The sequence below is a fragment of the Erysipelothrix larvae genome, assembly GCF_001545095.1.
In the GTDB taxonomy this organism is placed as follows: domain Bacteria; phylum Bacillota_I; class Bacilli_A; order Erysipelotrichales; family Erysipelotrichaceae; genus Erysipelothrix; species Erysipelothrix larvae.
This window is the reverse complement of sequence record NZ_CP013213.1, coordinates 2,022,798-2,046,215: the sequence shown is the minus strand read 5'-3', so window position 1 is coordinate 2,046,215 and position 23,418 is coordinate 2,022,798. Positions and strand designations below refer to the sequence as shown.

Here is a 23,418-nt window from a genome sequence, read left to right as displayed (position 1 = left end):
ATTTGTCCAATTATATTCAGAAGAAGACTGTGACAGTGAACCCCATAGAGATGCATCGCCACACAAAAGGTGTTATTAAATCCGCGACGATATCAAGGAGTACAACAGGAATCTATCACGTCTCACTCTTAGTCGAAGAAACAATCGAGCACCTACCTAAGACGGGGTCTGAGGTTGGGATTGATCTTGGATTGATTGCTTTTGCGGTACTCTTTTGATGGAACACGGATTTTTAAACCCACGGTTCACGAACCAAGAAGCACAAACACTGAAACGAGAACAACGTAAGTTATCAAAACGTAAAAGGGAGGCAAAGAAACGGGGTGTCCCGCTGAGTGAAGCTAAGAATTACCAAAAGCAAAAGTTAAAAGTCGCACGAATCCATGAGAAGATCGCAAATCGACGCAATGATTTCTTAAACAAGGTGAGTAAGGAGCTAATCGAGAACCATGATGTGCTCTTTTATAGAAACCTTAAAAGTTAAAGAAATGATGAAGACGAAGCGGGTTTCAAAGAGTATTGCAGATGTGTCGTGGTCACAATTTGTGGCAAAGCTAAAAATACAAACCCGGTTGGTATGGGAAAAAAGTAATCAAGATTGATTCCTGGTATCCGTCCAGTCAGCTGTGTTGTCACTGTGGACATAATGATGGAAAGAAACCACTGGAGATACGTCAATGGGAATGTTCCAACTGCAACATCACACACGATCGTGATTTGAATGCAAGCATCAATATCCTGAATGAAGGATTAAGACTTTCGCATCAATCCTAAGAATGAAAAACAATAAACCGATGGGACATCGGGGATAGCTTGATAAATAAAAGTGACCGCTGGTCGACAGGAATGTCGATTAAGTTTGCTTTGTTCTCAAGAAGCCCTCACTTCGAGCGTATGCTAAGTGGCGAGTAGTTCACGAAGTAATGGGTAATAATGATTCCAATGAAGTTTGGTGGATACTTTCAGGTGTCCTCTTCTAAACATCAGATTAAACGATACGATACGGTTTTGAAAAATGCTAGAAGTAAGATGGGTGTTTCAAAAGGATTCTGTTTAAATATCGTGAAATGTTTGCTGTTCCTAACAAAATTCAGCGCATTCTTGGATTATATGTTGATTTTGTGAATAAAATATTAAATGAGTGCCAGAAAAAAGGTGTATTGATATGTATTTGATGTATGATTTTATAAAAGGGGGGAATTTTACTAATGAAAAAATTAATGTGTATTTTGGCTGTGATTCTATTCGTTATCACAGGATGTGGTAAGTCAAATACCACGGATAAAGACAGTGACGAGAAATCGAGTGCTACTTCATTTCAAGGTGCTAAACTTGATACGTTAAAAGACGCATATGATGTAATTGTAATCGGTGCAGGTGGTGGAGGAATGTCCGCTGCAATCGCTGCAAAAGAAGCAGGTGCTGATACTGTCATCTTCGAAAAGATGCCAGTTGTTGGTGGAAATACTTCTAAGTCATCGGCGGGGATGAATGCATCTGAAACCAAGTTCCAAAAGAATGAGGGAATCGAAGATTCAAACGATTTGTTTTATGAGGAAACGCTCAAAGGTGGGAAAAACACAAACGATCCTGAATTGCTTCGGTTCTTTGTGGATAATTCATCAAGTGCTATTGATTGGTTGGATTCAATGGGAATCACATTGTCTAACTTAACAGTGACTGGGGGAATGAGTGTGAAACGTACTCACCGCCCCGCAGATGGATCAGCAGTGGGACAATATTTAGTCAAAGGACTTTTAGAGAATGTTGAAAGCAGACAAGTACCTATCTTCTTACAAGCTGAAGTAACAGAACTTGTAAAGGAAGGGAATGAGATTGTTGGCGTCAAAGTAACCTTCAATGGCACAGAAACAAAGACCATCAAAGCAAAAGCAGTAATCGTGGCAACAGGTGGTTTTGGTGCTAATGCAGATATGGTTACACAATACAATCCATCACTTAAAGGATTTGTTACAACCAATCAAAAAGGATCAACGGGTGATGGCATTGTCATGATTGAAAAAGTAGGTGGTTATGCAATAGATATGGAACAAATCCAAATCCATCCTACAGTTGAACAAAAAACATCGTATCTGGTTACAGAAGCTGTGAGAGGTGAAGGTGCAATCTTAGTGGCTCAAGATGGCAAACGTTTTATTAACGAATTAGAGACACGAGATACTGTGTCTCAAGCCATTATAGGATTGGATGATCACGCTGCGTACCTTGTATTTGATCAAGGTGTTAAAGACCGCGTTAAAGCAATCAATACCTATGTTGAAGCAGGATTTGTACTCGAGTCCGACACACTTGAAGGCCTCGCTGAGAAAATGAATGTAGATAAAGAAAGCTTTACAACCACACTGGAATCGTGGAATCAATCAGTTGCTTCTCAAAACGATACGGACTTTGGACGAAAAACTGGAATGGATCATGATTTAGGTACTGGACCATATTTCGCAATAAAAATTGCACCGGGTGTTCACCATACAATGGGTGGTGTAAAAATGAATGCAAATACTGAAGTATTGGATCAATCGAACACACCAATCCCTGGATTGTATGCAGCCGGTGAGCTCGTAGGCGGTATCCATGGAAATAATCGTATTGGTGGTAATGCTGTAGCAGATATCATTATATTTGGAAGACAATCAGGTGTTAAAGCTGCGGAATATATCAAGAATAAATGATTTAAGGTCAAAGGGGTAACCATAGCGGTACCCCTTTTTATTAAAAGGTGTAGCAACAATATTTATGATTTAATTATAGTTCGATCATAAATAAATAGTGAATTATTACAAAGAAAATCCAGTGAATCGTATCATATCAATTATGATTTAAATAAAATATATTGGAAGAATCTATATCAAATTACGATAAAAATAACGAATAACCCTACTAAACAGTACCTTTATGATTAAAGTATTGAAATCTTTTATGGTTATCATGATAATTTTTCAATTTCATGAAGTAATTTACCTTGTTTGGCTCAGATGCACTCCCCTATAATAGGAGAGATCCAAAGGGAGGGGACTTATGAAAGAGAATAAAAAGAATAACGGAAAAAGAAGCCTAGCGCTTCTAATTAGCATTGTAGCACTCTTTGTTTTTGCAGGCTCACTATTAGCTTACTTTAGTGACCAAGTTAAGGGAGATGCGAAAATCACTGCTGGTACACTTGATATAGATGGTAAGTATCAGCTATATGATAAAGATGGTAATCTATTGCCATCAAACACACTTACAAACTTTAACCCAGGGGATGTCATTTACGTAAAAGCAACGATGAAAAATTACGGGACAAAAAGTGCATGGATTCGCAATGGACTTACCATTAGTGGTGAACTGACAAAAATTACATATGGTTCACCTGCGACACCAGTAGTTAAAGTGTATGAAGGGGAAGTCAAAGATTTTACCCAATCTGGACTTACACTTTTAACCTTCGATCCTAATGGTGCATATACATCGAAAATCGATAAAATAAGTGGTTCAGTTGAAATAGATGGTCCTTCAGATGAATATTCTGTTGTATATACCATTTTATTTGCACCAGAAGCTAAGAATGATGCACAAGATAAGGCGATTGATTTTACATTCATTACAGAAGCGCTACAACTTCGTAATAATAACGAGGGAAGACTTCCAACAAATGCAGGATGGCAAAATATCGAAACAACCAGTATTAAAACTCCGTAATTATGAAATGGCTCTTGGCAACATTAATATGTTTGTCAACACCTGTTTCAGTGATTGATATCAATGATGCATTAATCAATCAAAAAAATACTGTCATAGAGATAAGTGTTGATGATGTTCATCCAGGAATGTCATCAACATTTACTTATTCATTTAACAATACAACACATGAAGTAGTGGATATTTATCTCATAAGTGTGAAATCGATGAATGATAATGCATTAACACAAAGTATGACACTAAAGTTACCTCAAAGCTCTGAAGCCCTTGATGTCTCAGGACTTGAGGTAAATCAATTAATAACACGATTGAACATCAATGAAACCTATGATTTTAATGTGGATTTTAGTATCTATCCAGGCACAGGAAATGTCATTCAGACCTTATCTGAGACGTATCGCTTTACCTTTGGTATTGTTCGAAAAGGCGAAAAACTCGCCAATACGGGACATCAATCCAAACACTGGGAATATCTCATAATCATAGGGGCTTCTTTGATACTTTGTGGATATTTAATTAAAGAAAGAAGTGAAGACGATGAAGAAAAATCTATTCAATAATCTGCTTATTGGATTATCGATTGTTTTGTTATTGCTTGCACTCCACTTTTCTTTAACACGAAAAGATAGAGATGAAGTGTTTATATTTGGATATAAACCATTTATCATCACTACGGGGTCTATGGCTCCAGATTACCCCATTAATACCTTAGTAATCATTAAGAAAACGGATGCTTCGAGCCTCAATGTTGGGGATCCAATTGCATTTCATAGTAACGTTGTGAATGCGACGGTATTCCACCGTGTTGTGGATATAACCGAAGAGGGGTTCATTACTAAAGGCGATAACAATAACGACATTGATCCAGAAATCATCGCGTCTCACGATGTTTTAGGACGCGCAGTTTTTCATACAACACTTGCAGTATTCTTAATTGAAATCGTTAAAACACCAGTAAACTTTGTACTTTTTGGATTGCTGCCCATTGCGTCCATAATGCTTGGTTTATATCTGTTTAAACAATACCGTAAGCATAACAAGGAAAAAGTATCATGAAACGACGTCTCATAAGTGCGCTTTTGATGGGGTCATTTTTCCTGTTTCTTTTATCTGTGTTCTCTCCAATACAAAGCATGTTCAGTGACAACGTGCGTAGTTCATACCAAGTTAGTGCATCAAAACTAAACATTGACATCACAGAATTTAGAGTGGGTGTCATTAACCAAGATGGTACAGTAACCTGGTATGCAAATGATGCAAGTGGATTTGGCACAAAAATCGTGCAGGATGATATTTTGTTGGTCGAATTTGTCGTTAAAAACAAATCTGATCTTAGTGTTGACATTGAATCAAGTATCGAGCTCGCTTTTGAAAACGAAACCAATGAAAAAGATATTGTGCTTTTATATCCTTCAACAACTGATGATGGTGATATCCGATCAAACACAGGAACGCATGCATTGATTGGGTTTAACGAAAACGATACACAAGCATTACAAACACCCGGTGGCGTTCGATATGGGGTTAAAAAAACCGTCAACCAAGATACTCTTTCAACAATCAGTGGTGAAGGAGACGGGTATGACTCGAAACGCTATACGTATAAATTACACCTTAGTGACGCGAAATTAACGGTAAAAGAATTACGAGATCGGTTAATGGCGAATAAAATCGGAATTGGAGTCCGTGTCAATGCAAGCGCAAGCAACCCAACCATTTTATGGACAGACATGGCACAAGTTTATGGACCCATTGATACCGGCATAAACATTCCAAGCAGTTTAAGAATTGAACTATTGGGTGATACGCCCATGTATATCGATCAAAACACAAAATTCACTGATCCAGGGGCTGTGGCATTCAATGAGTTTGATGAATCGGTACCTGTCATCACATCCGGAAATGTGAACACATCAAAGGTTGGAATCTATACAATCACTTATACCGCAAGCCATGATGGACTCTCACAAAAGGTGGTGCGTGAAGTTTATGTAACGGATGGAGAACCACCAGTAATCACACCAATCAGCGATTCACCACGAAGGGCGAAAACTGATAATTTATCTCTATCAAGTCTTGTGAATGTGAGTGATAATATTGATGATGAACAAACATTAAGAAACAACCTCGTCATTACAACACCTCCAAACTATGATTCAAAGGTACCAGGAACCTACCATATCTGTTATAACCTAACCGATAGCTCTGGGCTTGCGGCAATTGAGAAGTGTCTTGATCTTACAATCTACAGTACCAGAGGTGTGCAATTGTTGTATGAAAACACAATCGTTTTGTCCAGTGATGGAAGGGTTTATACTGCGGGTTATGGTGGAAGCGGACAGTTAGGAATCAATTCGGGAGCCGCAAAAAATCGATTAGTTGAAGTGTCTTTACTTAAAGATCATAATATTGTAGACTTAGCTGGCGGTATATATTTTATTATCGCACAAAGTGATGAAGGTCGTATTTTCATTTGGGGTTCAGATGCATACGGCGTACAAGGAAATGAGTCAGGAACCAAGCATAACTTTGTACCTACTGAACTTAAAGGTCTTGGAAAGATAAAACAAATCGATGGTGAATATTACACACCTCTAGTCTTAAATGAAGCAGGAGAAGTCTATTCATGGGGACAAGGGCTAAACTATAGAACCGGCTTAGGTACATCAAAAGATACAGAAGTACCAACAAAACTAACGTTTCCAAATGATGCAAAGATAAAATACGTCGAACAAGGTTACTACAACGGTTATGCAATATCTGAAGATAATCAATTATATGCTTGGGGAAGGGGATTATATGGATTAAACCTTGAATCAACTTCAGAAGACTCAAAAACACCGATTAATGTAACGCAAAAACTGCCAAGTACACTCAGTGTATCGGATATAAAAGAGATTGAAGCTGGAGAAAAGCATACATACATCCTAACACAGGATGGTAATGTTTATTCGTGGGGATTAAATGAACTCGGTCAGCTGGGTCATAATAATCTAACAGCACTGACAACACCAACACTCATTGAATACTTCCCAGATAACAACATCACCGTTGAGCGTATCATTGCAGGAATGCGTTATGGAATTGCAGTGGACTCAAATGGCGTTGCATATGCTTGGGGAGAAAATGTATCGTATGCTTATGGAGAAGGCCACACCACGGTTCCCATTGTAATATCACGGAGTATTGGAGACAATATTGTCTCAATGGGAGCATACTATAACCATAGTGTCTTGATCAATGACAAGGGTGAAATGTATGTCATTGGAAGCAACAATTATGGAAAACTTGGACTTGGTGATTCTATTTTTAGAAAATCTTGGGTTGAGTTAACGCTACCATAAGGTCCATTTCATGACATCCAAACGATACAAAAGTGAAAGTCAAATCGGTGATTTTCATTCCGATAATCAGAAGACTTGGAAGCCAATTCCAAGTCTTTTTTTAAACCGCTCTTATGGAAAACACAGCGTTGGATTTTATAAAATATTGTTATAAAATGGGAGAAAATTAGAAATAAATTATCAAATATATTAATTAATTACCCGTTATTACTTAAATGTCGAAATTATTATCAAGATGATTTATAGGTATAAATTTTAAAAGTGTTTAATAAGTGTTCTAAGTGTATACAAGGGTTGCGGTGAAAAGAGTTGTCCACTTATAATAGACCTAACAAGAGGTTAGAATAGGGGGTATGTATGGAGAAATACATCCAAGATGTGATTAAGTTGGTTGATTTGGGCCAAAATCTACCACTTTACCAAATTATTTATGAGGGATTACGCACCGCAATTATTAGTGGTGTTATTCCAACAGGGGAACGGATTAATGAGAAACAGTACGCTGAGTGTTTAAATGTAAGTCGAACACCCGTACGCGAAGCATTGCGACGGATTCAAGACGAAGATATTGTCGAATATGTGCCGAATTATGGGATTGTTGTTCGTCAGTTTTCAATGGAAGACGTTCATGAGATTTACCAGATACGAACATCCCTCGATATCTTAGCAGCAGAAAATGCAATGGTAATGATGACTGAGGAAGACTTCAGAATTATGGAGGATTTGTTAGATCGTACCGATGAAGCACAGCGTGAAAATAATGTAAAACAAGTGATTAATTTGTCTCGGGAATTTAACTCGTTGATTTTCCAATTTGCAAGAATGCCACGACTTGAGGCAATCCAAAATCGGTTGCATGATTATCTTGCACGGTTTAGAAACATTTCACTGTCCGCTGATGCACGGAGGGAACATGCTTTACATGAACATCGGTTAATATTACGATGCTTAAAAAACAAAGACACCGAACAGCTTAGAATGGTAATCGCAGAACACTTAGCTTTATCCGAGGATTTTATTCTTGATGAATTTACGGAGTTGATCCGTTAAGTGATGATGCATGAAGTTGTGAATCAAGCAATTAAAGCACTCATATTGGAAGCTGCATTAACACCAAAACCAGGACTTGTTGATGCAGCTGATAATGGTGCCCATACTGATATGGATTTTGAACTATTCATTGATAGTGCGTTGTGCTTTAAGGAAAGTTTTGAGGCGTATTATCAGGTAGGTTTTGAACATGCGTCGAATCCTAAATACGTGTTCAATAAAATACGCGTCATTGGATTAAACGCAGAAGAAACCATGTTTAGAACTACCAAGGGTGTTAACACACACAAAGGTGCAAACTTTTCCTTTGGTGTTGTGTTAAGTGCGATTGGTGCATGCCAAGCGCAACAGAACACTGATTTAGTCAGTATCATTGCGTATGTGATGGCGATGACAAAAGGATTGACCGAAAAAGAACTGACTTCTTTGAAGTCCTACCAAACACATGGTGAACACATGTACCATCAATTTGGAATTTTAGGCATACGGGGGGAAGTAGAACATGGATTTCCGCTTATCATGCATGAGGCACTGCCGTATCTTAAAAAAAATAAGCACCTTCCTCCACGTCAACGCCAACTGGGCGTATTACTGCATTTAATGGCAAAGAATGATGATTCTAATATTTTGAAACGGGGTGGAATGGAGGCGTTGAGTTATACGCAACATGAAGCCAAACGAATCTTAAACAGGCCCCCCGCACAGTTTGAACATGAACTTGAGGTGTTAAATCGTGAATTCAAAAGCCGTAACTTAAGTCCAGGAGGATCTGCAGATCTACTTGCATTAACTTTATTTTTCGATATGATTGAGACCTCGCTATGAGGTTTTTTTATGAAAAAAAAGAATGACCGAAGTCATTCTATAGGATTACGGTAACATCTTGAACGATCACATCGTAAAATGGGTCATGCTTCTTCTTTAAGTAAGGAAGGACAAGTTGAGGGAAGAGTGCATAACTTAAGACATCTTCTAAAGAAGTGGCAATTTCTTTAAGGGTCTCTTTACATTGTTCAAGTTCAGGCTGAAGCAGGTCAGCAGGGCGGACACTGATGATTTCTTGGTCATCACCCAACACCTGATGAATTATGTTCTCATCTATGGGTGCAGGTGGTTTACCGTAGTATCCCCGCATGTATTCTTTAATCTCATTGGGTACGAGTTTGTAGCGTGCATTGCTTAAGATATTCATAACCGCTTGTGTTCCAACCATTTGTGATAAAGGCGTTACAAGAGGTGGATACCCCAGTTCTTTACGAACACGTGGTACTTCATTGAGAACATCTTGGAATTTATCCAATTGTTTCGCTTCTTTGAGTTGCGATAATAGGTTGGATATCATGCCCCCTGGTACTTGTGTGATCAATGTGTTTGGATCAATTGCATACACTTGAATGTTGAGGTCGCCACTCTCTACAAAGGTTTCTTTTACCTTGAGGAAATGGTCACGTATGATTTGAACTTCATCAAGATCGACGGCGATGTCATATCCCATTTCTCTTAATGCAAGGATCATGGATTCTGTAGCAGGTTGGCTGGTACCACCAGAGAATGCAGAGACTGCTGTATCAATAATGTCTGCACCTGCTTCAATTGCTTTTAGGTAAGTCATTTCGGAGATACCACTTGTTGCATGAGTATGCACTTCGAGTGGAATCGTGGTAATTTTTTTAATCCCTTTAACGATGCTTTCTGCACGGTGCGGTGTTAAGATTCCAGCCATATCCTTAATGGCAATAGAATCTGCGCCTAATTCAACCATTTCTTTCACAAGATCAAAGTAATACGCATCTGTATGAACATCACTGATGGTATAACAAATCGCAAGTTGTGCATGGCCTCCGTATTTCTTCACAGATTTAACGGCTTGTTTCAGGTTTCTAATATCGTTAAGTGCATCAAAGCAACGGACAATGTCAATACCATTTTCAATGGATTTTTGAATGAATGCATCGACAATATCGTCAGGATAGTGTTTGTACCCCAATAAATTTTGCCCACGTAGTAGCATTTGCAGTTTTGTATGTTTTACATGCTTACGGATTGTGCGCAATCGCTCCCATGGATCTTCGTTTAGGTAACGTATGCATGCGTCAAAGGTTGCGCCACCCCATACCTCTAAAGCATGGTATCCTGCATTATCGAGATTTTCTAGTACAGGAATCATTTGTTCTGTAGTCATGCGTGTCGCAATCAAACTTTGATGTGCGTCACGTAGAATTGTATCAACAATTCCAACTGATTTAGTCAATAGACTCAGCTCCTCTCTCTTTTATTAGATATTTAATGATCGTATCATGGAGCTCAGAAACAGAGTGTTTGCGCGAGCGTCCACACGCTTTGGCTTCGTGATCACAGATGAGACATTTTCGTGGGCTAAACCCTAATGCTGTTCGTGATTGTGAATGAAGTGCGTTGTTTTCATAGGTCAGTACATCGATATCAAACAGACGACCAAGGGTGTCTGTTTCTTCAAGTTGAACCATCGCACTTTTTACTTCTTTCATGTGAGCCTCTTTTACAACATAGAACCCATCAAGTCCAGTCGGTAGGTTTATGGTTTTATGATAAACCATGTGCCATGAAACAGTTTGAAGTGTTGTGAGAATGCGCGTATGTCCAACGTTAAAGATCTGTGTGATGACCGCATTATTCTTAATGGGACCCGGTATGTTACATTTATAGGAGATAATGACACACCCAGGATATGTTTGTCCCAACTTGATCTGAAAACTTCTGCGCTTTTCGCGATGATCTAAGATTGCATCCAGTGTTGATACTTCACCAACACTGAATGCTTGTTTCAACGAAATTTCTAAGTTATTCATCACGCTTAACTTGACGTACAACATCAATCAAGCTACCGTCACGGTATTCAATGAGTGCCACAACTTTTTCACCGTACTCAATTGGATCAGGTGTCCCCACAATGCTGTAAGCCTTGTTTTTGAGTTCTTCGATGGTGAATTGTGGAATGTCTGAATCCTTAAAGACTTCAAGAAGGTCCTTACGCAATGGATTAATTGCAATCCCCACTTCGGTACATACGATATCAATCGATTGTCCTGGTGTGATAATGGTATTCACATGTTCTACTACAGTTGGAATCCGTCCACGTACCAATGGTGTTAAGATAATACATACTTTTGATCCGCATGCAGTGTCAGAGTGTCCACCAGATGCCCCACGAATCATACCATCGGATCCAGTCATTACATTCACGTTGTAATCGGTATCGATTTCAAGAGCAGATAATACGACAAAGTCAAGGTTGTTGACAGCTGCACCTTTGTTTCCAGGATTCGCATAGAATGAAGCAGAGATTTCATAGTGTGATTCATTCTTTTTAAGTGATTCAGTTGCTCCAATATCAAAGGATTGGGTATCGAGTACTTTCTCGATGAGTCCTTCTTCCATCATGTCACATAAATGGCCTGTAAGACCACCCAATGCGAAGCTTGCTTTGATATGATCGCGCATCATTGAGTTGCGAAGATAACGAGCAACAGCCAAAGCAGAACCACCAGTACCGGCTTGGAATGAGAAACCATTCTTATAGTATGGTGTTTCTCTGATGACGCGTTCTGCATATTCTGCAATCAATAACTCTTTAGGATTTGTGGTATAACGTGTTGCACCTTTCGCAATTCCTTTTGGATCACCAATTGAATCCACCACAACCACATAATCTACATGATTTTGAGGAATACTAATCGGTGTGTTAGGATATGGCACAAGGTTATCCGTAATGATTACTACCTTATCTGCAAACTCAGCATCAACCTTAGCATACCCTAAAGAACCACAGGTTGCTTTACCATGTGAGCCATTTGCATTACCGTAATGGTCACAACTTGGTGCACCTAAGAAGGCAACATCAATGTGAATGTCACCCATTTCAATCGCACGTGCACGGCCACCGTGTGAACGAATGACAACAGGGTTTTCCATGATGCCTGATGATATTGCAGCACCGACTTTATCACGAAGTCCACTGGACGTAATGTTTGTAATCACGCCATTTTTAATATGGTCAATGAGTGGTGCGTGAACATTTGCAATTGAACTGGATGCAAGCGATAGGTTTTTAATTCCCAGTGCTGCAATCTCGTCCATTACCATGTTTAAAACCTGATCACCCTCACGGAAGTGGTGGTGAAATGAGATGGTCATACCATCTTTGAGTCCAGTCTCAAGGATTACCTCACGAATTGAATCTCTAAGTTTTGATTCATTGGGTAACATTGCGACTGCTTTACCACTTGCACGTTTGTATTCTGGTTTGCGTGCAAATTGATCTTCAAATACACCAAACTTCGATGCATATACTTCTGGAATTTCACGTCCGACTTTATTCTTTGCCATGGTCAGTCTCCTTTGCATTTAGGTTAATTCCTGCTGCTTTAGCAAGCATAATCACACGTTCTGCACGTTCAACAATTGGTTTGTCAATCATCTTACCATTGAGTGAGATAACCCCAAGACCTTTGCTTTCAGCTTCTTGAATTGCGGCAATAACATCAAGTGCATTCGCAATTTCTTTATCTGTTGGACGGTATACTTTATTTACAATCGGTATCTGACGTGGATTAATCACGGATTTACCGTCAAATCCAAGTTGACGGATAAAGGCTGTTTCACGTTCAAATGTTTCTGAATCATTGACATCTGAGAATACTGTATCAACCGCTGCAATGCCTGCAGCACGTGCTGCATGAACAATCATTGAGCGTGCAAAGAAAATTTCATCGCTGTTACGCTCTGGGTAACGACGAGTCTTCATGGCGGTTACATAGTCCTCTGCACCTAAGGCAATCCCTACCAAGCGCTCGCTTGCAGTTGCGATGCTGTAAGCATTGAGCACTCCTAATGGGCCTTCAATTGCTGCAAAGATCTTGGTTGAGCCAATTTCGCGACCACATTTTGTTTCTGCATCTAGAATTACTTTTTCTGCAGCAATGACATCCTCTTTTGTCTCCGTTTTAGGGAGTCGAATCACATCAATCCCCGCACGAACCATCGCGTGAATATCATCAACACCCCCATTAGATAAGTCATTGACACGAACCACCGTTTCTGTTGTTCCAAAATCAAGCGTTTTTACTGCTTGATAGAGTAAGAACCGTGAGGTATCTTTTTCTTTCAATGAGATTGAATCTTCAAGGTCAAACATAATTGAGTCTGCACCATAGAGATTTGCATCACGTAACATTCCAGGATTACTCGCTGGTATAAACATCATCGTTCTTCTTAAACGTTCCATGAATCAAGTTCCTCCCAATCATAATTCATTGTAATGCCACATGCACGATGAACTACTGCGATTGTACGTGCTTTGATTGTACAATCTAAAGCACCTTTATCCACTGCTTCAACCTTTGCATCAGTGATACCCAGTTGATTGAGTGTTTCAAGGATTACTTCTCGGATTTGTTTCCCAAATTGATACTCAACACTTGATTGAAGATTGATTTCAATTCCCTTGCCATCGTTTTTGTCGATTACGATTTGTAAATCAGATGACTCAAGTGTTCCTGCCATTGCTTGTTTCTGTATTTCAAATTTAGCCATTTCCACTTCCTCCTGTTCTTAGTTTTTCTATTGTTTTTTGTCCATCAGTACTGATTAAGTACTGATAGGTTGTGGCCGGTACAAAAGGCTTTACAGCCTCTGTGTTCTTTTCCTTTAACAATTTACGCACAGTCGTAGCGCTTACGATGTGGTTGTTGATTTTCTTGCGTTCAAGAATTTCAACATGAATTGTTGGTTCTAACACTTCTTTTAAAACTGTGTTATAGATTGCAGTAGCGAATGAATACGGTTCATCCCCAACAAATCGCTTGGTAATTGAGAGTGCTGGTGCAATGTGTGTTTTAAATACCATTGCATCGAGTGTTGCATGAACCCGTGTTACATCTTGATCGTCCTTCAAAAAATATGAAGGGAATGTTTGCGAAGATACCATGTAGTTCCGTGTGTCTAAAACAACAACATTTTTTAAATGAGACACCCCTTTAACGACAAGTTCTTTGCGAATTGCACTTGGAAACTGTGAACTGTCTTCATTTACAACAAAGACATAAACACAGTCATTTTCCGAAGATGCTTGTTCAACCAAATACTGATGCCCCAATGTAAAGGGGTTAGCATTCATAACAATTGCGCATGCATTATCAGATGCTTGTTTGTTATCTTTTAGATAAGCAAGATAGGAATCAAGACCTGTCATGCTTTTCTCAAGGAATACAAGCGCATCATTAACGCGGACAATTTCTTTAAATCCAAGATGCATAAATGACTGGACAACACTGGGTTTTGTGTACACATAACATGCTGTGTATCCTTTTTGCCATACTGCATCCATAAGATGCGATATCAGTTTGTTTAATGCCGCACCTCCTTGATAATCCTCGCTAATTGCAAGACATTTCAAGATGTTTTGGTAGATGGCACCCGTACCAATCAGCGTTTGGTCGTCATAAATACCATAAACCGCATCAACACTTGCTTCAGACTTGATGCCTGATGTTTTAAGAAACGATTCCCATGTATCCTTTTGGTATTGATTGCGATGAATGAATAATTGCTTCAATTGAAACATACAGATTATTTATGCGTTTCTTCTGGGAATATTTTGAGTAAAAGCGCACTGGATGCATAGATAATAAGCAACGATGCAAAGATGCCACCCATACCTACAACCATGATTTCTAACCCTTGTTTAATTAACTCCATATCGAATGTCATACTGGGTTCCTCCTATTTAAAATCCAAAGAACATTAAGATCATACCACCTGCGATAACAGAAGCAATTTGACCCGAAACGTTTGCGCCAATTGCGAAATTGAGAACAAAGTTTTGAGGATCTTCATCTGTTGCAAGTTTTTGAACAACACGTGCCGACATTGGGAATGCAGAGATTCCTGCAGCACCAACCATCGGATTGATTTTTTCTTTTCTGAAAAGATTTAAGAGCTTCGCAAATAAAACACCACCAATGGTATCCATGATGAATGCCACAAGACCAAATCCAATAATCATCAGTGTTTGAATATTAAGGAAGGCTTCTGCTGTCATCTTCAAAGAGATAGTAAGACCTAAGAGAATGGACACAAGGTTAACGAGTTCATTTTGCGCTGTTGCACTTAAACTATCCAAGACACCACATTCACGCAATAAGTTTCCAAACATAAGGAATCCTACAAGTGGAAGTGATACCGGAGCGATAAATCCTGCGACAATTGTAATCACAATTGGGAAGAAAATCTTCACGCGTTTTGATACACCCGTTGCTTTATACGTCATCTTAATTTTGCGTTCATTTTTTGTTGTAACAAGCTTAATTGCTACAGGTTGAATGATTGGCACAAGTGCCATGTATGAGTATGCTGCAACGGTAATTGGCCCCAGCAAATCAGGAGCGAGTTTATTCGCAACAAAGATAGATGTTGGTCCATCGGCAGCACCAATGATTCCAATTGAAGCCGCTTGTTCAAGTGAGAAATTAAACAATAATGCGACGATTATTGTGAAGAAGATTCCAAACTGCGCTGCAGCACCATATAGAAGCATGGAAGGATTTTGAAGTAAGGGTCCAAAGTCAATCATGGCCCCAATTCCAATAAAGATGAGTAATGGGAAGAGCTCTGTAGCGATCCCGGCATCAAACAATACATTTAACACCCCTTCTGGTCCACCAGGGTGGGTAATCAATCCAGATGAAGGAAAGTTCACAAGTATTGAGCCCAATCCCATTGGAATAAGAAGGGTTGGTTCATATTTCTTCACAATCCCTAAATAAATTAAGATGGCCCCAATCACCATCATGATGATCTGCCCCATTGTAATGCTGGTAATACCTTGTATTAGAAAATCCATGTTCGCCTCCTACTTAACTACAATCATCAATGCGCCAACATCAACTGTTGACCCTTTGGTGACATTTACTGCTACAACTGTACCCGCTTGTGGAGAAACAATATTGTTTTCCATTTTCATGGCTTCAAGTACAAGAAGCACTTGGTTTTCAGTAACATTATCGCCAACTTTAACCAAAACATCTAAAATGTTTCCAGGCATCGGTGAGAATACTTCTGTACCACCGGTTGTATCCATCTGAACTTGCGGTGCTTGTTGGACCGGTTGTGGTTGGGCCGCAGGTTGTGGGGCACTTTGAGGTTGTGGCGGTGGTGTTGGTTGGACAACAGGTGCTCCAAGTTCCTCCATTTCAACGATGTATTCCTTGTCATTTAATTTGACTCTAAATTTCCTTAGCATTTATGCTTCCTCCTTATTAACTTCGTGTAAACTGACTAAGCGTACGCTTGATTCTGGTTTATCTTGAGCCAGTACGGATGCAACAATCGCCGCAACCGCAACTTTATCTTCATCAACACGCCTTACAGAACGCACTTTAAACGTTGTATCTGTTTTATCTTGCGTGAGTATGGAAGATGTGATGACACTGACCAATTCGACTTCTTCTTGTGTCGCTTTTACTGTAAAATCAAGTGGTTCAACACGGGGTTCCATATGAATGGGTTGACGTTGTGTTTGCTCACGTGACGCTTTCTTTTTACGATTCCAAAACATGATTTCACCGACCTCTCCTCTACACAATAATTATAAATTCTCTTTAAATCAAATAGTGCTTTTCAAGTGTTCTTTAGACTGTGAACCCTGTGAAAAACATCAAAAGAACACCTATTGTAAACTAAAATCATTATTTTGGTTTACAATGGTTCAAAACCGTGATACTGTTCCTCATGGGAGGACACTTTATGAATCAGAAATTACTTGAAATTCTAGAAAATAACATGCATCAACATGTAAGTGGCGAAGCGATTGCTCAGTCTCTTCATATGACGCGTGCAAATGTCTGGAAAGAAATTCAGAAACTTAAAGACCTGGGGTATTCAATCGACTCCGTTCGAAATCTAGGGTATTGCTTGAACAGTCATTCTGGCAATATCTCACCAGACTATATCAAAAGGTCGGTGGATGATGTTTCTGAAGTTCATTATTTTGAATCGCTAGATTCAACAAACACCTATGCGAAATCACAGCCTTTTAGCGCAAATACCTTGATTCTCGCAAGTCACCAATCACAAGGCAGGGGTCGCTATGGGCGCAATTTCTATTCACCATCAAATCATGGTGTTTATATGTCGCTTGTATTAGAACCCAAGCTCGAACTCAATGATGTTCAATTGGTGACGGTCTGTGCAGGGCTTTCAGTATGTCTCGCACTTGAAACCTTATATGGTTTAAAACCGAAGATTAAATGGCTCAATGACATCTTGTTAAATGGCAAGAAGCTTTGCGGCATCTTAACTGAAGGCGAAATCGAATTGGAAACACAGAAATTTAAACACTGTATTGTAGGATTTGGTATCAATACAGAACACGACACGCATCTTCCAGATTCGCTCAGTGCAATCTATACTGCACTTAATGAAGACACCGACCATCTTATTGATAAAAATGAGTTAATTATGAGTGTACTTCACCAATTTTATACGCTCTATAACGCATTGCCTGACAATCGTGAGGCACTGATTGATGCGTATAAACATCGTTCAATGATCTTAGGAAAAGATGTAACCTTAAGTACCAAAGAAGGCACTTATAAAGCACTGGATATTACCCGTGATGGTCATCTGGTCGTGAGTGATGAACACCAAACAATTCACATCCTCAATTCAGGAGAAGTAAGTATAAAGGAGAAAATCAATGAAAACTAAAGATTTAGTACATATAGCACTGTTCGCAGCTTTAATCGGTGTCTGCGCACAAATTACCATTCCTACACCGATCGTTCCATTTACATTACAACCATTCGCAATCTCACTCACCGCATTAACACTTCCTCGTAAGCAAGCTGTTTCTGCAGTTATCCTCTATGTATTATTGGGACTGATTGGACTTCCAGTCTTTGCAGGAGGATCGGGTGGATTTGGCGTTGTACTCAGTCCAACCTTTGGATTTATCGTTGGGTTTATTCCCATGGCTTATGCGATTGCAACCTTTAAAGACAAGAAAGTATATGGGTTCAGGATACTATCCCTTATTGCAGGAATTGTGGTACTCTATGGTATCGCAATGCCTTACCTCTATTACAATCTAACTGTACTTCTAGAAGCACCTACTGAAATCAGCAAGCTTTTGATGCTCTACTGTTTACCATATCTTCCAACGGATAGTCTCAGTTCTGTGGTATCATCATGGATCAGTGATCGAATCCCTGTTTAAAATAAACAAGAACCGAGATGCACTCGGTTCTTTTTAAACTATTAGAATGCTTTTATGGTTATCGCACAAATGGTACGATATTTAAAACTCCGGCTGTAATGATAAAGATTGCGAAGATACCCAATGCCCATTTCGCAGATTCTTTTTGCCATTCGAACATATCAAGTTCAGTTTTCGCAAGAAGTAGGTAAATGAAGGCAACAAGTGGACTGAGAAGGTGGAATGCTTGACCAAGTAGGGAAGCAACACCCATTTCCATTTGAGTAAATCCATAAGTAGCACCAACATCAGAAAGTACCGGTAACACACCATAGTAGAATGCATCATTTGATAAGAAGAATGTACCTGGTGCAGATAGGAATGCAATAACAAGTCCCCAGTAACGTCCAAGGCTTGTAGGAATAATGCTTGTTAAGCTAAGCGCAAGTGCATCAGACATACCTGTAGCGGTAAAGAGTCCAGTAAATGCTCCAGCACCTAATACAAGAATAACAACTTGTACTGCATCTCCAGCGTTGTCTTGGATACGTGCTTTTTGATCCTTCAGTTTCGGATAGTTAATTAGAAGTGCTAAGATTGTTCCAATTAAGAATAGGAATAATGAAGGGAATGTATCTTCTATCATCAGCAATGCAATCAGAACAACGGTCATTGTTAAGTTAACCCAGAATAATTTAGGACGTTTCAGTGCGATTTCTTCAGGGTCTACTGAGGTTGTCAAACGTTCGATGTCAGCTTCTGTTAAGTGGGCAACACCTAAACGCTTACGTTCTTTCATCCCTAGATATGCTGAAACACATAACATATAAATTGTTGCAGCAATCATACCTGGTAATAAAGCTCGAAGGATTTCTGAATCCTTACCGTTAAGCTCCGTTAATACTGAGATAACACGGGCAGTCGGACCACCCCATGGAAGTAAGTTCATAATCGTGTTCATCAAGATTACAACAACCCCAAGATTCATCATCTTCATGTTGAGTTTCTTATAAAGTGGTATAAAGGCAGTACATACAATCAAGGTTGTTGTTGTACCATCACCATTTAAGGATACTGCTGCAGCAACAACTGCTGTTGCCACTAATACCTTAAGGGGATCCCCATTTGCCATACGAATCATGACTTTAGTAATTGGATCAAACATACCTGCATTCAACATGATTGCGAAGTAGAAGATCGCGAAGAGTAACATAATACCAGTCGTGGATGTCTTTTTCACACCATCTTGTACGAACTCTCCTAAAATTCGAATTTGATGCCAAACATTTGGATTGGTTATTTCTGGCCACAGTTCTTTAATTTGCTCTGTATAGAGTCCTAAGAATGCACCGATTAAAGCAAATACTAGTGGCACAATGATAAGTGCCGTGAATGGTGATAGTTTTTTTCTCATTAATAAAACGATGAAAACAACAATCATCAACCAAGCTAAGATCGTAATTGTATTCATTTATTCTTCCTCCCTTATGAATGCTTATAGCAATTACACTTTTACAATAAAGTATGCAAGCGGTTACCACAATGGATTTGGCGTTAATAGAACACAATAAAAACACCATAAACACTCAAAATACACTTTGTTATAAATAAAATCTATATTCGAAGTTGAAGCATAAAAAAAACAACTCGTTTAACCAAGTTGTTTCATTGAATCGTCTAAATAATGAAGTATTTCTTGGATCGTTTCATGAACTTCATCCGGTAATATTTGATAAGCATCTGTCCATGTATTGAGAAGATTTTCTCGAAATTTAAATGTGTCATAAAGATTACTTATAGTGGAGTCTTTGTGAATTAATTGATCAAATTCACGAAGTTTCATGACGCTCATTCCCGGTATCCCACACAATGATTCAAACTCTGCACTGTTATTTACGATGGATTCAATGGCTGAAAGGGTACACTGGGGTGTAACTTTCTTCCCCGAAAAACTCCCTGTATTCAAGATATAACACGCAATATCATCACATTCAAAGAGGTTTTTGAAGTCCTCATAATCTTCACTCAATGGATACAGTCTAAATGGATTCGCGAAGGGTTCAATGACACGAACATTCACATCCTCTGTATTTTCTGCATTAGAGCGTTGGGTGGTCATGGTGGCCCCCATGATGGCCCCAAGGCGGGGATTATCAATTCGAATGAGAGGTGGAAACGATTCATCTTTCATAATCCAAAACACTGCATTGATTTTATGATTAAAGACATTCACACGATTGGGAGTACAAAATTTTGACTTTATCGTACGCCCATTGCCATTGCGTATGTCCTCAGTCACAAACACCCGTTTTCCATGTTTTAAAGTAACGCCCACATTTTGTAAGGTTAAAAAGTACTTAAGCTGAGGATGGGTAAGCGGATAATCCGCGGTCTTATCAAAATATGAGGGCTCAAGGGCAATTGATTGCGTGCCATCATGGGATAATACAAAAGCATCATCATGCAAGATCTCAGTTTCAAACTTCTGATTGTGATCACTTAGGGTAATGGTTGATTTTCCCGAGCCAGATAATCCAAAGACAGCCATGGTATAACTCGGATCGCCTTTTATGCGCTTAAGGCCCCCATGACAGGGGATGAATCCTTTCGATTTAGACAAATTCCATGCTAATGAAAGAATCCCTTTTTTAATTTCGCCAAAATAATTCAACCCAAGAATTGCACCTACATTGTCAAAGGGGTCCAAAATCACAAGACCTTGAGGAAACAAGTCATTACGCCATGTTGAGTCGACATAAAGAAAAATGGATTCATCATTTGAATCGTCCACTGGTTCAAAGTCCTTTTCAAAATTCAATAAGGTATTATATAAGTTCACAACATCATCTTCATGAACCATGACATGCGCTTTTACTTCAAACGCTTCATCCAATCCAACTTTAATGCGTGATGCATAAAATCGATGTTTATGATTATGTGCAATCACATCCCGCATTATGCCACAATAATCAAGGGTATCTTTTCCCACAATATGACGGGCCTTGGCAGTACGCCCCACTATCTTGCCATCATTGGTTACAATTACTTTCGCACCTTCAGGAAGACCAAAGGCAGTCGGATTTGTCACCAACATATCACTCACAATTGATTGAGGTGCTAAAGAAGCAAGATCATATGCTTCATGTAAACTCGAAATCGAAACAACATGATTGCTATAAAATGCTGTTTCGATGGTAGTTCTTAATGCTTTCATAACGATTCACCATCCTTTACTTTATCATATCACGATGAAGGTTCAATGAATGCTCTTTCAGTGTCTTAAAACGCTTTATAAGACATTTTTTTCACGATCTTGCGACACCGCTTAACTGGATGAGGTATATCAGGCTATATTATGATATAATCATGACAAAGAATACACCATTCAATGCGAATACAGGAGGACATGATGACACAATTCAAATCAAAAAAACGGGTGTTTATCACACTGTGTCTTTTGATCGTTTTAGGAATCGGGATGTTTAGTGTTGATTCAAACAGAATACACAAAGGAAAAGCACCGATTTTTTCGATAAAAGTATCAGAATATACCTATATAGGACTTGGCACCAAAATAAAATATGTACCCGGTGGTTATGCAACAATGCTCTTATTATGGGGTGATTTTGAAAGTGCTGGCGAACCATCAAACCATGCAACTATTTTTTATATCGGATATAAGTAATGTGCGAATTTAAGGCATTCACCTGTTGATGTAAATCCTTGAACTAAGGTCTGTATGATGCAGACTTTTTTTATACCCATACCACAACCAAAAGGGATACTGTGCGTGAGCGATGACTTATAAGACTATTATGAGTTGTCAAAGGTATGTCCAAGGATGTACACTATAAGTGAGGATAAGCCGTTCATAAACTTTAAAAAGATTATAAACACAATCTTTAAGGGGGGTCTTATGAAAAAGCGTTATGTATGGGGTTTAGTCGCATGCTTTAGTATCGTGGTGGGTGTTTTTTGTTGTGCTCAAAATCAAGCACTTGAAATACGTACACCAACACTTACGATAGAATATGGACATCCCTTTAATGTTGATGTTGCCCAATTACTGAATACAGACGACCAACGGGTGATCCAATCCATTAAAGTGGATACCACATCACTTGTTATGAAAGCGCACGATTATCCTGAAGTGGGTCACTACATCCTACCCTTTACATATAAATACGGATTTGGAGAAAAAAAAGGGGAACTTAAGCTTGAAGTCAACGATACCACAGCCCCTGTGTTCACCAAGAAACGCGATGTATTTGAATTTGTTATAGGGGAAATCGATTCTGATTTCAACTATATAGAAAGCTTCAGCGTTGAAGATCTCTCACCAGTCACACTTGAGGTAATGTTTGATTTCATCGATTATGATACACCGGGTGAATATTATGGAACCTTGAGTGCAACGGATACATCAAAGAATCAAAGTCAAACGCCATTCACACTCAAAATTAAACAGAAGGTAATCACAAAGGCAGAAAACCCAACGCATGCAACGTGCAGTGTAACCCCGGATACTGTAACCCAACCTACCATCATACAAGGCGTTATCATCGCAAATAAGAAACACCCACTCCCACAGTCGTATGCACCTCAAGAAAATGCGGAAGCTGGGGATAACATTCGAAGACTTATTCAAGATATGCGCGATTTAGGATTTGATATCAGTACAGGATACAGTGGCTATCGAAGCTTTGATACCCAACAAAAAATCTATAACAGTTATGTTTCAAGTGATGGAAAAGAGGAAGCTGAGCGCTATTCAGCGCGTCCTGGATATTCAGAACACCAAACAGGTCTAGCTTTTGACCTTAAACACAAAAATGGGAATCTTGTTGAGAAAGAACACGAAGCAGCGTGGATCAAAGAACATGCCCATACCTATGGATTCGTTTTACGCTACTTGGAAGAAACCGAGTCAATTACAGGCTACATCTATGAACCCTGGCATTTACGTTATGTTGGGGATCTTGCAGAAGATATTAAAAATTCAGGACTCACCCTTGAGGAATATCTGGGCTTTGAAGGGGGTGGATATTGTCAATGACGCGCTGTGTTTTCGATGTTCTTAATACCATGAGCACG

26 protein-coding genes are annotated in these 23,418 nt (G+C 39.1%); 14 read left to right on the top strand and 12 right to left on the bottom strand.

Translation table 11 applies throughout. The features are described 5' to 3' along the window. The first annotated feature begins 35 nt into the window (after positions 1 to 35). The 10 genes from AOC36_RS09270 to citG all read left to right on the top strand — a co-directional run bounded on the left by AOC36_RS09270 (position 36) and on the right by citG (position 8,918). On the top strand, positions 36 to 218 hold the full coding sequence (locus AOC36_RS09270; RefSeq protein WP_157777176.1) for a hypothetical protein: 183 nt from the start codon (positions 36 to 38) through the stop codon (positions 216 to 218). Continuing rightward, positions 218 to 484: a transposase gene (locus AOC36_RS12240; RefSeq protein ID WP_067633598.1), complete on the top strand. Its 267-nt coding sequence runs from the start codon at positions 218 to 220 to the stop codon at positions 482 to 484. The genes AOC36_RS09270 and AOC36_RS12240 overlap by 1 nt, the downstream gene beginning before the upstream one ends. Positions 485 to 591: 107 nt before the next feature. After that, complete coding sequence (locus AOC36_RS12680; protein ID WP_157777195.1) at positions 592 to 774, top strand: zinc ribbon domain-containing protein; 183 nt, start codon at positions 592 to 594, stop codon at positions 772 to 774. Between the two features lie 434 nt (positions 775 to 1,208). Then, positions 1,209 to 2,690, top strand: a complete 1,482-nt coding sequence (locus tag AOC36_RS09260; protein WP_067633596.1) for a flavocytochrome c — start codon at positions 1,209 to 1,211, stop codon at positions 2,688 to 2,690. 346 nt (positions 2,691 to 3,036) lie between these two features. Then, positions 3,037 to 3,699, top strand: a complete 663-nt coding sequence (locus AOC36_RS09255; protein ID WP_067633594.1) for a TasA family protein — start codon at positions 3,037 to 3,039, stop codon at positions 3,697 to 3,699. A gap of 2 nt (positions 3,700 to 3,701) precedes the next feature. After that, positions 3,702 to 4,259 carry a hypothetical protein gene (locus AOC36_RS09250; RefSeq protein WP_157777175.1) on the top strand — a complete coding sequence of 186 codons (558 nt, stop codon included), beginning with the start codon at positions 3,702 to 3,704 and terminating at the stop codon, positions 4,257 to 4,259. Next, a complete protein-coding gene (locus AOC36_RS09245; RefSeq protein WP_067633590.1) occupies positions 4,237 to 4,755 on the top strand; it encodes a signal peptidase I in 519 nt (172 codons plus the stop codon). The genes AOC36_RS09250 and AOC36_RS09245 overlap by 23 nt, the downstream gene beginning before the upstream one ends. Continuing rightward, positions 4,752 to 7,043, top strand: a complete 2,292-nt coding sequence (locus tag AOC36_RS09240) for an immunoglobulin-like domain-containing protein (RefSeq protein ID WP_067633587.1) — start codon at positions 4,752 to 4,754, stop codon at positions 7,041 to 7,043. Before AOC36_RS09245 ends, AOC36_RS09240 begins: the two co-directional genes overlap by 4 nt. A gap of 357 nt (positions 7,044 to 7,400) precedes the next feature. Then, positions 7,401 to 8,093, top strand: a complete 693-nt coding sequence (locus AOC36_RS09235; protein ID WP_067633585.1) for a GntR family transcriptional regulator — start codon at positions 7,401 to 7,403, stop codon at positions 8,091 to 8,093. A 3-nt stretch (positions 8,094 to 8,096) separates the two neighbouring features. Next, the gene (citG, locus tag AOC36_RS09230; protein WP_157777174.1) at positions 8,097 to 8,918 is read left to right on the top strand and encodes a triphosphoribosyl-dephospho-CoA synthase CitG; all 822 of its coding nucleotides are present in this window, start codon (positions 8,097 to 8,099) and stop codon (positions 8,916 to 8,918) included. Between the two features lie 37 nt (positions 8,919 to 8,955). On the opposite strand, the gene AOC36_RS09225 is transcribed toward citG, so the two are convergent. From AOC36_RS09225 to AOC36_RS09185, 10 genes are read right to left on the bottom strand one after another with little or no spacing between them, the layout of a single operon-like run. Continuing rightward, complete coding sequence (locus tag AOC36_RS09225; RefSeq protein WP_067633581.1) at positions 8,956 to 10,344, bottom strand: oxaloacetate decarboxylase subunit alpha; 1,389 nt, start codon at positions 10,342 to 10,344, stop codon at positions 8,956 to 8,958. Continuing rightward, positions 10,337 to 10,921, bottom strand: a complete 585-nt coding sequence (citX, locus tag AOC36_RS09220) for a citrate lyase holo-[acyl-carrier protein] synthase (protein WP_067633580.1) — start codon at positions 10,919 to 10,921, stop codon at positions 10,337 to 10,339. Before citX ends, AOC36_RS09225 begins: the two co-directional genes overlap by 8 nt. Continuing rightward, positions 10,914 to 12,458: a citrate lyase subunit alpha gene (citF, locus tag AOC36_RS09215; RefSeq protein ID WP_067633579.1), complete on the bottom strand. Its 1,545-nt coding sequence runs from the start codon at positions 12,456 to 12,458 to the stop codon at positions 10,914 to 10,916. The genes citX and citF overlap by 8 nt, the downstream gene beginning before the upstream one ends. Further along, the gene (citE, locus tag AOC36_RS09210; RefSeq protein WP_067633578.1) at positions 12,445 to 13,356 is read right to left on the bottom strand and encodes a citrate (pro-3S)-lyase subunit beta; all 912 of its coding nucleotides are present in this window, start codon (positions 13,354 to 13,356) and stop codon (positions 12,445 to 12,447) included. The genes citF and citE overlap by 14 nt, the downstream gene beginning before the upstream one ends. After that, positions 13,344 to 13,664 carry a citrate lyase acyl carrier protein gene (citD, locus tag AOC36_RS09205; protein ID WP_067633577.1) on the bottom strand — a complete coding sequence of 107 codons (321 nt, stop codon included), beginning with the start codon at positions 13,662 to 13,664 and terminating at the stop codon, positions 13,344 to 13,346. The genes citE and citD overlap by 13 nt, the downstream gene beginning before the upstream one ends. After that, positions 13,657 to 14,694, bottom strand: a complete 1,038-nt coding sequence (gene citC / locus AOC36_RS09200; RefSeq protein WP_067633576.1) for a [citrate (pro-3S)-lyase] ligase — start codon at positions 14,692 to 14,694, stop codon at positions 13,657 to 13,659. The genes citD and citC overlap by 8 nt, the downstream gene beginning before the upstream one ends. Positions 14,695 to 14,699: 5 nt before the next feature. Further along, positions 14,700 to 14,840 carry an OadG-related small transporter subunit gene (locus tag AOC36_RS12090; protein ID WP_099091543.1) on the bottom strand — a complete coding sequence of 47 codons (141 nt, stop codon included), beginning with the start codon at positions 14,838 to 14,840 and terminating at the stop codon, positions 14,700 to 14,702. A 16-nt stretch (positions 14,841 to 14,856) separates the two neighbouring features. Next, positions 14,857 to 15,972 carry a sodium ion-translocating decarboxylase subunit beta gene (locus AOC36_RS09195; protein WP_067633575.1) on the bottom strand — a complete coding sequence of 372 codons (1,116 nt, stop codon included), beginning with the start codon at positions 15,970 to 15,972 and terminating at the stop codon, positions 14,857 to 14,859. 9 nt (positions 15,973 to 15,981) lie between these two features. Further along, positions 15,982 to 16,371, bottom strand: a complete 390-nt coding sequence (locus AOC36_RS09190; protein WP_067633574.1) for a biotin/lipoyl-containing protein — start codon at positions 16,369 to 16,371, stop codon at positions 15,982 to 15,984. Beyond that, entirely contained in the window at positions 16,372 to 16,686 is a 315-nt protein-coding gene (locus AOC36_RS09185; RefSeq protein WP_067633573.1) for a hypothetical protein, read from the bottom strand. 188 nt (positions 16,687 to 16,874) lie between these two features. On the opposite strand from AOC36_RS09185, the gene AOC36_RS09180 reads away from it, so the two are divergent. After that, complete coding sequence (locus AOC36_RS09180) at positions 16,875 to 17,837, top strand: biotin--[acetyl-CoA-carboxylase] ligase (RefSeq protein WP_067633571.1); 963 nt, start codon at positions 16,875 to 16,877, stop codon at positions 17,835 to 17,837. After that, positions 17,827 to 18,345: a biotin transporter BioY gene (locus tag AOC36_RS09175; RefSeq protein ID WP_067633570.1), complete on the top strand. Its 519-nt coding sequence runs from the start codon at positions 17,827 to 17,829 to the stop codon at positions 18,343 to 18,345. Before AOC36_RS09180 ends, AOC36_RS09175 begins: the two co-directional genes overlap by 11 nt. A 58-nt stretch (positions 18,346 to 18,403) precedes the next feature. Here the strand turns inward: AOC36_RS09175 and AOC36_RS09170 are convergent, their stop codons facing one another. Both AOC36_RS09170 and AOC36_RS09165 read right to left on the bottom strand, forming a co-directional pair. Then, the gene (locus tag AOC36_RS09170; RefSeq protein WP_067633569.1) at positions 18,404 to 19,795 is read right to left on the bottom strand and encodes a CitMHS family transporter; all 1,392 of its coding nucleotides are present in this window, start codon (positions 19,793 to 19,795) and stop codon (positions 18,404 to 18,406) included. Positions 19,796 to 19,975: 180 nt separating this feature from the next. Next, positions 19,976 to 21,538, bottom strand: a complete 1,563-nt coding sequence (locus tag AOC36_RS09165) for a phosphoenolpyruvate carboxykinase (ATP) (protein ID WP_067633568.1) — start codon at positions 21,536 to 21,538, stop codon at positions 19,976 to 19,978. A gap of 195 nt (positions 21,539 to 21,733) precedes the next feature. On the opposite strand from AOC36_RS09165, the gene AOC36_RS09160 reads away from it, so the two are divergent. Then, a complete protein-coding gene (locus AOC36_RS09160) occupies positions 21,734 to 22,009 on the top strand; it encodes a hypothetical protein (protein ID WP_067633567.1) in 276 nt (91 codons plus the stop codon). Positions 22,010 to 22,240: 231 nt separating this feature from the next. Further along, the gene (locus AOC36_RS12085; RefSeq protein WP_067633565.1) at positions 22,241 to 23,380 is read left to right on the top strand and encodes a M15 family metallopeptidase; all 1,140 of its coding nucleotides are present in this window, start codon (positions 22,241 to 22,243) and stop codon (positions 23,378 to 23,380) included. Positions 23,381 to 23,418: the final 38 nt, after the last annotated feature.

Bases quoted from the DNA above. Each gene is read 5' to 3' on its own strand.
- AOC36_RS12240 (WP_067633598.1), top strand. From the start codon at position 218: ATGGAACACGGATTTTTAAACCCACGGTTCACGAACCAAGAAGCACAA.
- AOC36_RS09260 (WP_067633596.1), top strand. From the start codon at position 1,209: ATGAAAAAATTAATGTGTATTTTGGCTGTGATTCTATTCGTTATCACA.
- AOC36_RS09255 (WP_067633594.1), top strand. From the start codon at position 3,037: ATGAAAGAGAATAAAAAGAATAACGGAAAAAGAAGCCTAGCGCTTCTA.
- AOC36_RS09250 (WP_157777175.1), top strand. From the start codon at position 3,702: ATGAAATGGCTCTTGGCAACATTAATATGTTTGTCAACACCTGTTTCA.
- AOC36_RS09245 (WP_067633590.1), top strand. From the start codon at position 4,237: ATGAAGAAAAATCTATTCAATAATCTGCTTATTGGATTATCGATTGTT.
- AOC36_RS09240 (WP_067633587.1), top strand. From the start codon at position 4,752: ATGAAACGACGTCTCATAAGTGCGCTTTTGATGGGGTCATTTTTCCTG.
- AOC36_RS09235 (WP_067633585.1), top strand. From the start codon at position 7,401: ATGGAGAAATACATCCAAGATGTGATTAAGTTGGTTGATTTGGGCCAA.
- citG (WP_157777174.1), top strand. From the start codon at position 8,097: ATGATGCATGAAGTTGTGAATCAAGCAATTAAAGCACTCATATTGGAA.
- citX (WP_067633580.1), bottom strand. From the start codon at position 10,921: ATGAATAACTTAGAAATTTCGTTGAAACAAGCATTCAGTGTTGGTGAA.
- citF (WP_067633579.1), bottom strand. From the start codon at position 12,458: ATGGCAAAGAATAAAGTCGGACGTGAAATTCCAGAAGTATATGCATCG.
- citE (WP_067633578.1), bottom strand. From the start codon at position 13,356: ATGGAACGTTTAAGAAGAACGATGATGTTTATACCAGCGAGTAATCCT.
- citD (WP_067633577.1), bottom strand. From the start codon at position 13,664: ATGGCTAAATTTGAAATACAGAAACAAGCAATGGCAGGAACACTTGAG.
- citC (WP_067633576.1), bottom strand. From the start codon at position 14,694: ATGTTTCAATTGAAGCAATTATTCATTCATCGCAATCAATACCAAAAG.
- AOC36_RS12090 (WP_099091543.1), bottom strand. From the start codon at position 14,840: ATGACATTCGATATGGAGTTAATTAAACAAGGGTTAGAAATCATGGTT.
- AOC36_RS09195 (WP_067633575.1), bottom strand. From the start codon at position 15,972: ATGGATTTTCTAATACAAGGTATTACCAGCATTACAATGGGGCAGATC.
- AOC36_RS09190 (WP_067633574.1), bottom strand. From the start codon at position 16,371: ATGCTAAGGAAATTTAGAGTCAAATTAAATGACAAGGAATACATCGTT.
- AOC36_RS09185 (WP_067633573.1), bottom strand. From the start codon at position 16,686: ATGTTTTGGAATCGTAAAAAGAAAGCGTCACGTGAGCAAACACAACGT.
- AOC36_RS09180 (WP_067633571.1), top strand. From the start codon at position 16,875: ATGAATCAGAAATTACTTGAAATTCTAGAAAATAACATGCATCAACAT.
- AOC36_RS09175 (WP_067633570.1), top strand. From the start codon at position 17,827: ATGAAAACTAAAGATTTAGTACATATAGCACTGTTCGCAGCTTTAATC.
- AOC36_RS09170 (WP_067633569.1), bottom strand. From the start codon at position 19,795: ATGAATACAATTACGATCTTAGCTTGGTTGATGATTGTTGTTTTCATC.
- AOC36_RS09165 (WP_067633568.1), bottom strand. From the start codon at position 21,538: ATGAAAGCATTAAGAACTACCATCGAAACAGCATTTTATAGCAATCAT.
- AOC36_RS09160 (WP_067633567.1), top strand. From the start codon at position 21,734: ATGACACAATTCAAATCAAAAAAACGGGTGTTTATCACACTGTGTCTT.
- AOC36_RS12085 (WP_067633565.1), top strand. From the start codon at position 22,241: ATGAAAAAGCGTTATGTATGGGGTTTAGTCGCATGCTTTAGTATCGTG.